Genomic DNA, 8903 nt, shown 5'->3' with positions numbered 1-8903 from the left:
TTGAACGTTTTAGCGCCTTTTTCGGCCCCTTCGCGAACAAGCCCGCTCCAACATTCGACCGTGTTCTCAAGGTGGAGCGCGGTCACCTGTGGGAGCGGGCTTGCTCGCGAAGGTGTATTCAGGGCCTCAAAAAAACATCAGACCAACTCTTTAATCCGATGCCACAACATCCCCAACGCCAGCAACGGCGAGCGCAAATGCTTGCCGCCGGGGAAGGTGATGTGCGGCACCTTGGCAAACAGATCAAAGCCACCGCTGTGCTGCCCGCTGATCGCCTCGGCGAGCAGCTTGCCCGCCAGGTGCGTGGCATTCACTCCGTGCCCGGAATAGGCCTGGGCGTAATACACGTTCGGTTGATCATTGAGCCTGCCGATCTGTGGCAGACGGTTGGCGCCGATGCCGATCATGCCGCCCCATTGATAGTCGATTTTCACGCCCGCCAGTTGCGGAAACACTTCGAGCATCTTCGGCTGCATGTAGGCGCCGATGTCCTTCGGGTCGCGCCCGGAATAGTGGCAGGCACCGCCGAACAGCAGGCGCCGATCCGCCGAGAGCCGGTAGTAATCCAGCGCCACCCGCTGGTCACAGACCGCCATGTTTTGCGGCAGCAGGCTGTGCGCCAGTTCTTCGGACAGCGGTTCGGTCGCAATGATGTAACTGCCGGCGGGCAGTACTTTGCCGCTGAGTTGCGGATTGAGGTCGTTGAGGTAAGCGTTGCAGCCCAGCACCAGGGTTTTCGCCCGCACTGAACCTTGAGCGGTGTGGACGCGAACTGCGGGGCCGTAATCGATACGCGTCACCGCCGATTGCTCGAACAGCTGCACGCCCAATTGCTGTGCGGCAGCGGCTTCGCCCAGCGCCAGGTTCAGTGGGTGCAGATGCCCGGAACCCATGTCGATCAAGCCGCCGACGTAACGTTTGGAGCCGACCACGGTGTGCATTTCATCGGCTTGCAACAGGCGGGTTTCGTAGCGATAGCCGAGACTGCGCAGCTCTTCGGCATCTTCGGCAAAGCCTTCGAGATCGGCCGGTTTGTTGGCGAGATCGCAGTAGCCCCAAGTCAGATCGCACGGGATCTGGAAACGCTCGACGCGCTGGCGGACGATTTCCACCGCTTCCAGGCCCATCAGTTTCATCTGGCGAACGCCGTCAGCGCCGATGACGTTGCTGAACTGGTCGAGGCCGTGGCCGACCCCGCGAATTAACTGCCCGCCGTTGCGGCCGCTGGCGCCCCAACCGACCCGGTGCGCTTCCAGCAACACCACACTGAGGCCGCGTTCGGCCAATTCCAGCGCGGTGTTCAGCCCCGAGAAGCCGCCGCCGACCACGCACACGTCTGCGCTCAGCTCGCCTTGCAGCACCGGATACTCGGGCTGCGGCAGGCTGCTGGCGGCGTAGTAAGAGGCAACGTGGGGTTGGCTCGCGAAGGTTCGGGCGCGGGCATTCATGGGCATCATCCAACGGCTGGGTGTCGAGAAAATTTGACGGAGCATAAGCCGCACGGCCGAAGACGGGCAACACTGGTCGGCCGTTGCTGTGTGGATCTCGGCTTTTGCGGCACAATTGCCGCCTATTTCATGTGGATTACCGTTTCGATGAGTTGCAACCGCCAGACCATTCGCGACCTGCGTCAGCAGATCCCCACGTTCGAGTGCGTGCCGGGCTGCCATGACTGCTGCGGGCCGGTGACCACCTCGCCGGAAGAAATGTCACGCCTGCCGCGCAAGACCCGCGCCGAGCAGGATGCGGCGATGGAAGAACTGAACTGTGTACACCTGGGGCCGAATGGCTGCACGGTGTATGGCGAGCGACCGCTGATTTGCCGGTTGTTCGGTACCACCAAAACCCTGCCATGCCCGAACGGGCGGGGGCCGGTGGAGTTGATTCATCCACGGGTTGAAAAGCAGATCTTCGAATACATGGCGGCGAATCGGCAGGTGCTGGTTTAGCGCAATTGCTGGAACCGAGTCGACCCAATCGCTGGCAAGCCAGCTCCCACAGTGATCGTTGTCGTTCACAGAATATGTGTTAATCACTGAACCTGTGGGAGCTGGCTTGCCAGCGATGGGGCCGGATCAGGAAGCACAAATCTCAATCCGGAATCGGCAGGCTCAGGCTCTCTTTCACCTCTTCCATCACGATATAGCTTTTGGACTCACGCACATGCGGCAACTTCAACAGAATGTCGCCCAGCAGTTTGCGGTACGAGGCCATCTCGGAAATCCGCGCCTTCACCAGATAGTCGAAATCTCCTGACACCAGGTGGCATTCCAGCACGTGCGGCAGCTTCAGCACCGCGCGGCGGAACTCTTCGAAGGTGTCGCCGGATTTGTAATCGAGGCTGATCTCGACGAACACCAGCAGGCTACCCTTCAAATGCTGCGGATTCAGGCGGGCGTTGTAGCCCATGATGATCCCTTCGCGCTCCAGCCGGCGCACCCGCTCCGTGCACGGTGTGGTGGACAGACCAACCTTCTCCCCGAGTTCGGTAAACGATATGCGCCCGTCCGCCTGCAGGATCCGCAAAATGTTGCGGTCGATCTTGTCCAGCTCACGTTTGGTCTGAGTGTTGGTACGCATAGGGGATGCGCCTCCGTGAAAAGGGTTTTTGCCGAGAATTGTCGCCAAATATAGGCGCTTATATAGTGAAATGCACTGGCCATTCTTTTTTACACTGCGCGCATCATTGCTCTAACAACAGACGTACGCGGCCCCGCCGCGATGAGGGATACAAAAATGCGCGTAATGGTCTTGGGTAGCGGCGTCATCGGTACCGCCAGTGCTTACTATCTGGCCCGTGCCGGGTTTGAAGTGGTGGTGGTCGACCGGCAGCCAGCCGTGGCCATGGAGACCAGTTTCGCCAACGCCGGCCAGGTGTCGCCGGGTTATGCCTCGCCATGGGCTGCGCCGGGTGTACCGCTCAAGGCCATCAAGTGGTTGCTGCAGCGCCACGCGCCGTTGGCGATCAAGGCCACTGCCGACATCGACCAGTACCTGTGGATGGCGCAAATGCTGCGCAACTGCACCGCTAGCCGTTACGCAGTGAACAAGGAGCGCATGGTGCGTCTGTCCGAGTACAGTCGCGACTGCCTCGATGAACTGCGCGCCGAAACCGGCATCGCTTACGAAGGCCGCAGCCTCGGTACCACGCAACTGTTCCGCACTCAGGCACAGCTCGATGGCGCCGCTAAAGACATCGCCGTGCTGAAAGAATCCGGCGTACCGTTTGAAGTCCTCGACCGCGCCGGCATTGCCCGTGTCGAGCCGGCCCTGGCCAATGTCACCGACATCCTCGCCGGCGCCCTGCGTCTGCCGAACGACCAGACCGGCGACTGCCAGATGTTCACTACGCGCCTGGCGGAAATGGCCGTGAAACTTGGTGTGGAATTCCGCTTCGGCCAGGACATCCAGCGCCTCGACTACGCCGGTGACCGCATCAACGGTGTATGGATCGACGGCAAGCTGGAAACCGCCGACCGCTACGTGCTGGCCCTCGGCAGCTACTCGCCGCAATTGCTCAAGCCGCTGGGCATCAAGGCTCCGGTGTATCCGCTCAAGGGTTACTCGCTGACCGTGCCGATCACCAACCCGGCCATGGCCCCGACCTCGACCATTCTCGACGAAACCTACAAGGTCGCGATCACCCGTTTCGACAACCGCATCCGCGTCGGCGGCATGGCCGAAATCGCCGGTTTTGACCTGTCGCTGAACCCGCGTCGGCGTGAAACCCTGGAGATGATCGTCAACGACCTTTATCCTCAGGGCGGCAATCTGGCCGAGGCGAGCTTCTGGACCGGCCTGCGTCCGACCACCCCGGACGGCACGCCGATCGTGGGCGCCACGCCGTTCAAGAACCTGTTCCTCAACACCGGTCACGGCACCCTGGGTTGGACCATGGCGTGCGGTTCCGGTCGTTTGCTGGCCGATCTGATGGCGAAGAAAAAGCCGCAGATCAGCGCCGAAGGCCTCGATATTTCCCGTTACGGCAACAAGCCTCAGGAGTCCGCAAAACATGGCAATCCAGCGCCAGCTCACCAATGAGCGCATGAGTCAGATCGTCACCCACAACGGCACCGTGTATCTGGCCGGGCAGGTCGGCGACGACTTCGACGCCGGAGTCGAACAGCAGACCCGCGAGGTGCTCGCCAATATCGAGCGTTTGCTGGATCTGGCCGGGACTGACAAGCAGCATCTGCTGTCGGCAACGATCTACCTGAACGACATCGAGGCGCACTTTGCCGGGATGAATTCGGTGTGGGATCAGTGGCTGCCCAAAGGCGCCGCGCCGGCCCGGGCCACCGTCGAAGCGAAGATGGCCAAGCCGAGCATCCTGGTCGAGATCTCCATCGTCGCCGCGTTGCCGTAACCGATTCAAAGATCCCTCTCCCGGCGCTGTTGGCGGTTCACGTCGTCAGTCGGCGCCGGTTTTTTATTTCCATGACCGCCTAGAAGTCTGCCGCCATGCGTCCTGCCCGTGCCCTGATTGACCTAGAAGCCCTGCGTCACAACTACCGAATTGCCCGCGAAGTCACCGGCGCCAAGGCGCTGGCGGTGATCAAGGCTGATGCCTACGGTCACGGCGCGGTGCGTTGCGCCCAGGCGCTGGAAACCGAGGCCGACGGGTTTGCCGTCGCCTGCATTGAAGAAGCGCTGGAGCTGCGCGCGGCCGGCATCAAGGCCCCGGTGTTGTTGCTCGAAGGCATCTTCGAGGCTGACGAGCTGGCACTGATCGTCGAACATGATTTCTGGACCGTGGTGCATTCGCTGTGGCAGCTCGAAGCCATCGAGCAGACGGCATTGAGCAAACCGATCACCGTGTGGCTCAAGCTCGATTCCGGCATGCACCGCGTCGGCCTGCATCCGAAGGACTACGCGGCGGCCTACCAGCGCCTGCTGGCCAGCGGCAAAGTGGCGAAAATCGTGCTGATGAGCCACTTCGCCCGCGCCGATGAACTGCATGAGCAGAGCAGCGCCGATCAGGTCGCGGTGTTCGAAGCGGCGCGTCAGGGTCTGGCTGCCGAAGTCAGCCTGCGCAACTCGCCGGCCGTGCTCGGTTGGCCGCAGATCCACAGCGACTGGGTGCGCCCGGGCATCATGCTCTACGGCGCGACCCCGTTCGAAGAAGCCAACGCCGTGGCCGAGCGTCTGCAACCGGTGATGACCCTCGAATCGAAAGTCATCTGCGTGCGCGAACTGCCCGCCGGCGAGCCGATCGGCTATGGCGCCAAATTCATCACCGACAAGCCGATGCGCATCGGCGTGGTTGCCATGGGCTATGCCGATGGCTACCCGCGTCATGCCCCGACCGGCACGCCGGTGCTGGTGGCCGGCAAACGCAGCCGCCTGCTTGGCCGCGTATCGATGGACATGCTCTGCATCGACCTCACCGATGTGCCGGAAGCGGACCTCGGTTCGATCGTCGAACTGTGGGGCAAAAACATCCTCGCCAGCGAAGTGGCGCAGTGGGCGGACACCATTCCGTACCAGATCTTCTGCAACCTGCGTCGCGTGCCAAGGCTCTATTCCGAGGGTTGAGGCCAGCACGGGGGCCAAGTGTTGTAAATACTGAACGCTGTCGCCATGATAACGCTCAATATTCTTACAACATCAGGAGGCTCCCGCCTTGGACGTCGGTGAACGACTGCAATCGATCCGCAAGCTCAAAGGGCTTTCCCAGCGTGAACTCGCCAAACGCGCGGGCGTCACCAACAGCACCATTTCGATGATCGAAAAGAATAGCGTCAGCCCTTCGATCAGTTCGCTGAGGAAGGTTCTGGGCGGGATTCCCATGTCCATGGTCGAGTTCTTTTCCGAAGAAATCCTGCAGGAAGTCCCGACCCAGATCGTCTACAAGGCCAACGAGCTGATCGACATCTCCGACGGCGCGGTGACCATGAAACTGGTCGGCCGCGCGCACCCGAGCCGGGCCATCGCGTTTCTCAACGAGATCTACCCGCCGGGCGCTGATACCGGCGAAGAAATGCTCACCCATGAAGGCGAAGAAACCGGGATTCTGGTGGAAGGGCGTCTGGAACTGGTGGTGGGTCTGGAAACTTTTATTCTCGAAGCCGGCGACAGCTACTATTTTGAAAGTACCAAGCCGCACCGTTTCCGTAATCCGTTCGACGCGCCCGCGCGACTAATCAGCGCAGCCACGCCGGCGAATTTTTAAAGACAGAGGTGCCAGGCCATGACGGTGAAGGCATCCGATGAGTTTTTCCACAGCGCGGTATAACCCCTTCGACTATGGGGTTGTTTCAGTGTGGCGGGCTACCCGCTATACTTGCGCCCGCCTGCGAACCGTGGCCGCAGGCGTGAATAGCCACCATTGAGGGTGAACGCGTGAACCTAATTATGAAAATGCTGGCCGCACCAGCAACCGTACTGGCCCTCTGGGCTGTCAGCGCTCAAGCTGCGACGAATGACGACATTGCCAAGCGCCTCGAGCCGGTCGGCCAGGTGTGCGTTCAGGGACAGGAATGCAAAGGGATGGAAGTCGCTGCCTCCGCTGGAGGCGGTGGTGGGGCGAAGACGCCGGATGAAGTGATTGCAAAACATTGCAACGCTTGCCACGGTACGGGTCTGCTAGGCGCACCGAAAATCGGTGACACCGCCGCCTGGAAAGACCGCGCCGATCACCAGGGCGGCCTCGACGGCATCCTCGCCAAAGCCATCACCGGCATCAATTCCATGCCGCCAAAAGGCACCTGCGCCGATTGCTCGGACGACGAGTTGAAAGGCGCGATCCAGAAGATGTCCGGCCTGAAATAAGCCGCGCTTCTGACGAAAAAAACCGTCTTCGGACGGTTTTTTTGTGCCTGCGATTCACGGCTTTCGCTGTCCTTTGCAGCAAAGTCGAGGCAAGCTCGGTCTACCCCTATTCACGGAACGGGCAGGAGGCTTCAGATGGTGCAGTTGTGTTCGATCGAACAGGCAGTGGACGATGTGCTTGCACGTCTGCCGGCACATATCCATATGGGCATGCCGCTGGGGCTGGGCAAGCCCAATCACTTCGTCAACGCGCTGTACCGGCGGATCAAGGATTTGCCCGAACGACAGCTGACGATGTACACCGCGCTATGCCTGGGGCGGCCGACGCTGGGCGACGGTCTGCAGAAGCGCTTCATCGAACCCTTCGTCGAGCGCGTGTTCGGCGACTACCCCGAATTCGATTTCCTCGCCGATCTGCAGCGTGACAGCCTGCCCGCCAACATCCGTATCGAACAGTTCTTCATGCAGCCCGGCAGCCTGCTCAACAGCGCGCCGGCCCAGCAGGATTACGTCAGCAGCAACTACAGCCACGCCGCCCGCGACATCAACGCCGCCGGCCTCAATCTGGTGGCGCAATTGCTCGCCAGCAGCAGCGAGCATCCCGATCGCCTGAGCCTGAGCTGCAACCCGGACATCACCCTTGACCTGCTGCCGATGATCACCAAGCGCCGCGACGCCGGGGAGACCATTCTGCTGGTCGGTCAGGTGCACACCGATCTGCCGTACATGCCCGGCGATGCCGAAGTCGATATCGACACCTTCGACCTGCTGATCGACGCGAAGGACAGCAGCACGCTGTTTTCCACGCCGAACATGCCGGTGGGTTTTCAGGATCACTTCATCGGTTTGCACGCCAGCACCCTGGTGCGCGACGGCGGCACCTTGCAGATCGGCATCGGTTCGATGGGCGACGCGCTCACGGCCGCATTGCTCGCGCGGCAGGCGGACAACGCTGGTTACCAAGCCTTGCTCAACGACATCAATCTCAGCCAGTGGGCGCAGTTGATCGAGCGCGAGGGCGGCACTGCGCCATTCGCCAAAGGCCTGTATGGCTGCAGCGAAATGTTCGTCAACGGTCTGCTGGTGCTGGCGGATGCCGGGATCATCCGGCGCAAGGTCTACCCCGACGTGCACACTCAGGAGCAGGCCAACGCCGGCACCCTCGATGAGTCGGCGCAGACCGATGGCATCTCGGTGCACGGCGGCTTCTTCCTCGGCCCGCGCAGTTTCTACGAGCGCCTGCGCGAGCTGCCGCTGAGCAAGCGACTCGAATTCAACATGACCCGCATCAGCTACATCAACGAGCTGTACGGGCAGGAAGAGCTCAAGCGCTTGCAGCGTGTCGATGCGCGATTCATCAACACCGTGTTCACTATGACGCTGATGGGCGCGGGTGTGGCCGATCAATTGGAAGACGGGCGGGTGCTCAGCGGTGTCGGCGGGCAATACAATTTTGTCGCCCAGGGCCACGCGCTGCACGATGCGCGCTCGATTCTGATCCTGCGCAGCTGGCGCGAGTCCGCCGGCGAGGTCAGCTCGAACATCGTCTGGGAGTACGGCCATTGCACGATTCCACGGCACCTGCGCGACATCGTGATCACCGAATACGGCATTGCCGATCTGCGCGGCAAGACCGATGCGGTGGTAATCGAGTCGTTGCTGAACATCAGCGATTCACGCTTTCAACCGGGGCTGATCGAACAGGTGCAGAAGGTCGGCAAACTGCCGAAGGATTTCCGCCTCGATCCACGCTTTGCCGACAACACCCCGCAACGCTTGCAGGCGATCGCCGCGAAGCATCCGAATCTGTTTCCCGAGTATCCGCTGGGTTGTGATTTCACCGCGATCGAACGGGATCTGCTGCGGGCGCTGAACTGGCTGAAGAGCAAGTTCAAGCTGAGCGAGATCTTGGAGCTGGGCAAGGCTGCGCTGGATGCGCCGGAGGCTTCGACGTTCCCCGAGCACCTTGAACGTATGCAACTGACCAACCCGGAAGGCCTGAAAGAAGAGCTGTTCCAGCGTCTGCTGCTCACCGGCCTCAAAGCCACCGCACAGTAACGGGCCACCCCAAAACCAACGGTGGGAGCGGGCTTGCTCGCGAAGGCGTCGTGTCAGTCAAAGAATAGCTCGAC

At 61.2% G+C, this 8903-nt stretch carries 9 protein-coding genes; 7 read left to right on the top strand and 2 right to left on the bottom strand.

The window, feature by feature from the left end; genetic code table 11:
• Positions 1-137: 137 nt before the first annotated feature.
• Positions 138-1448, bottom strand: a complete 1311-nt coding sequence (locus QMX91_RS26270; RefSeq protein ID WP_282413603.1) for an FAD-binding oxidoreductase — start codon at positions 1446-1448, stop codon at positions 138-140.
• Positions 1449-1595: 147 nt separating this feature from the next.
• On the opposite strand from QMX91_RS26270, the gene QMX91_RS26265 reads away from it, so the two are divergent.
• Entirely contained in the window at positions 1596-1949 is a 354-nt protein-coding gene (locus QMX91_RS26265; protein ID WP_027610425.1) for a YkgJ family cysteine cluster protein, read from the top strand.
• 142 nt (positions 1950-2091) lie between these two features.
• Here QMX91_RS26265 and QMX91_RS26260 read toward each other — a convergent pair whose 3' ends face one another.
• Positions 2092-2580 (bottom strand): Lrp/AsnC ligand binding domain-containing protein, encoded by a 489-nt coding sequence (locus QMX91_RS26260; protein WP_003177284.1) that lies wholly within the window; start codon positions 2578-2580, stop codon positions 2092-2094.
• Between the two features lie 156 nt (positions 2581-2736).
• Between QMX91_RS26260 and dadA the strand changes: the two genes are divergently transcribed.
• The 6 genes from dadA to QMX91_RS26230 all read left to right on the top strand — a co-directional run bounded on the left by dadA (position 2737) and on the right by QMX91_RS26230 (position 8829).
• Entirely contained in the window at positions 2737-4041 is a 1305-nt protein-coding gene (dadA, locus tag QMX91_RS26255; RefSeq protein WP_007962383.1) for a D-amino acid dehydrogenase, read from the top strand.
• On the top strand, positions 4013-4366 hold the full coding sequence (locus tag QMX91_RS26250; RefSeq protein ID WP_027610426.1) for a RidA family protein: 354 nt from the start codon (positions 4013-4015) through the stop codon (positions 4364-4366). The genes dadA and QMX91_RS26250 overlap by 29 nt, the downstream gene beginning before the upstream one ends.
• Positions 4367-4461: 95 nt before the next feature.
• Entirely contained in the window at positions 4462-5535 is a 1074-nt protein-coding gene (alr, locus tag QMX91_RS26245) for an alanine racemase (RefSeq protein WP_282413602.1), read from the top strand.
• A gap of 88 nt (positions 5536-5623) precedes the next feature.
• Complete coding sequence (locus QMX91_RS26240; RefSeq protein WP_007920393.1) at positions 5624-6172, top strand: cupin domain-containing protein; 549 nt, start codon at positions 5624-5626, stop codon at positions 6170-6172.
• Between the two features lie 182 nt (positions 6173-6354).
• Positions 6355-6771: a c-type cytochrome gene (locus QMX91_RS26235; protein WP_041071964.1), complete on the top strand. Its 417-nt coding sequence runs from the start codon at positions 6355-6357 to the stop codon at positions 6769-6771.
• Between the two features lie 135 nt (positions 6772-6906).
• A complete protein-coding gene (locus QMX91_RS26230; protein WP_282413601.1) occupies positions 6907-8829 on the top strand; it encodes an acetyl-CoA hydrolase/transferase C-terminal domain-containing protein in 1923 nt (640 codons plus the stop codon).
• Positions 8830-8903 lie beyond the last annotated feature (74 nt).

Source organism: Pseudomonas sp. PS01299 (assembly GCF_029960145.1).
Taxonomy (GTDB): Bacteria; Pseudomonadota; Gammaproteobacteria; order Pseudomonadales; family Pseudomonadaceae; genus Aquipseudomonas; species Aquipseudomonas putida_A.
This window is presented reverse-complemented; position numbering and strand designations above follow the sequence as displayed.

Excerpts from the sequence above, each read along its gene's own strand:
- QMX91_RS26270 (WP_282413603.1), bottom strand. The coding sequence starts at position 1,448 with ATGAATGCCCGCGCCCGAACCTTCGCGAGCCAACCCCACGTTGCCTCT.
- QMX91_RS26265 (WP_027610425.1), top strand. The coding sequence starts at position 1,596 with ATGAGTTGCAACCGCCAGACCATTCGCGACCTGCGTCAGCAGATCCCC.
- QMX91_RS26260 (WP_003177284.1), bottom strand. The coding sequence starts at position 2,580 with ATGCGTACCAACACTCAGACCAAACGTGAGCTGGACAAGATCGACCGC.
- dadA (WP_007962383.1), top strand. The coding sequence starts at position 2,737 with ATGCGCGTAATGGTCTTGGGTAGCGGCGTCATCGGTACCGCCAGTGCT.
- QMX91_RS26250 (WP_027610426.1), top strand. The coding sequence starts at position 4,013 with ATGGCAATCCAGCGCCAGCTCACCAATGAGCGCATGAGTCAGATCGTC.
- alr (WP_282413602.1), top strand. The coding sequence starts at position 4,462 with ATGCGTCCTGCCCGTGCCCTGATTGACCTAGAAGCCCTGCGTCACAAC.
- QMX91_RS26235 (WP_041071964.1), top strand. The coding sequence starts at position 6,355 with ATGAAAATGCTGGCCGCACCAGCAACCGTACTGGCCCTCTGGGCTGTC.
- QMX91_RS26230 (WP_282413601.1), top strand. The coding sequence starts at position 6,907 with ATGGTGCAGTTGTGTTCGATCGAACAGGCAGTGGACGATGTGCTTGCA.